This is a genomic window from Ruixingdingia sedimenti (assembly GCF_031432425.1).
GTDB classification, from domain to species: Bacteria; Pseudomonadota; Alphaproteobacteria; order Rhodobacterales; family Rhodobacteraceae; genus Ruixingdingia; species Ruixingdingia sedimenti.
In genome coordinates, this window is sequence record NZ_JAVKPH010000114.1 from 1 (window position 1) to 1,173 (window position 1,173).

A 1,173-nucleotide genomic window follows, 5' to 3' on the forward strand; every position below is an offset into this window, starting at 1 on the left:
CATGGCAAAGGCAAAGTTTGAACGTACGAAACCGCACGTGAACATTGGTACGATTGGTCACGTTGACCACGGGAAGACGACGCTGACGGCGGCGATCACGAAGTATTTCGGTGAATTCAAGGCCTATGATCAGATCGACGGGGCGCCGGAGGAACGTGCGCGGGGGATCACGATCTCGACGGCGCATGTGGAATACGAGTCGGAGAACCGGCATTACGCGCATGTCGACTGCCCCGGCCACGCGGACTATGTGAAGAACATGATCACGGGTGCTGCGCAGATGGACGGCGCGATCCTGGTGGTGAACGCGGCCGACGGCCCGATGCCGCAGACGCGCGAGCATATCCTTCTGGGCCGTCAGGTGGGCATCCCCTACATGGTCGTGTACCTGAACAAGGTCGACCAGGTGGATGACGCCGAACTGCTGGAACTGGTCGAGATGGAAGTGCGGGAACTGCTGTCGTCCTACGACTACCCGGGCGACGACATCCCGATCATCAAGGGTTCGGCGCTGGCGGCGCTGGAAGGCCGCGACAAGGAGATCGGCGAGGATTCGATCCGCGCGCTGATCGCGGCGGTGGACGAATACATCCCGACGCCGGCGCGCGCCGTGGACCAGCCGTTCCTGATGCCGATCGAGGACGTGTTCTCGATTTCCGGCCGCGGCACGGTGGTGACGGGGCGTGTGGAGCGCGGCGTGATCAACGTCGGCGACGAGGTGGAGATCGTGGGGATCCGCCCGACGAAGAAGTCGGTCTGCACCGGGGTCGAGATGTTCCGCAAGCTGCTGGACCGTGGGGAAGCGGGCGACAACATCGGCGCGCTCTTGCGCGGCGTGGACCGCGACGGGGTGGAGCGCGGGCAGGTGCTGTGCAAGCCCGGCTCGGTGAAGCCGCACACGAAGTTCGAGGCCGAGGCCTATATCCTGACGAAGGAAGAAGGCGGGCGGCACACGCCGTTCTTCGCGAACTACCGTCCGCAGTTCTACTTCCGCACGACGGACGTGACGGGGACGGTGCAGCTTCCGGAAGGGACCGAGATGGTGATGCCGGGCGACAACCTGAAGTTCGAGGTGGAACTGATCGCCCCGATCGCGATGGAAGAAAAGCTCCGCTTCGCCATCCGCGAAGGCGGCCGCACCGTCGGCGCAGGCGTCGTCTCCAAAATCATCGC

1 protein-coding gene is annotated in these 1,173 nt (G+C 64.0%); it reads left to right on the forward strand.

Annotated elements, in window-relative coordinates; all coding sequences use genetic code 11:
• Nucleotide 1 precedes the first annotated feature (1 nt).
• The coding region (tuf, locus tag RGD00_RS23345) for an elongation factor Tu (protein ID WP_310459621.1) at nucleotides 2-1,173 on the forward strand (1,172 nt) is incomplete at its 3' end.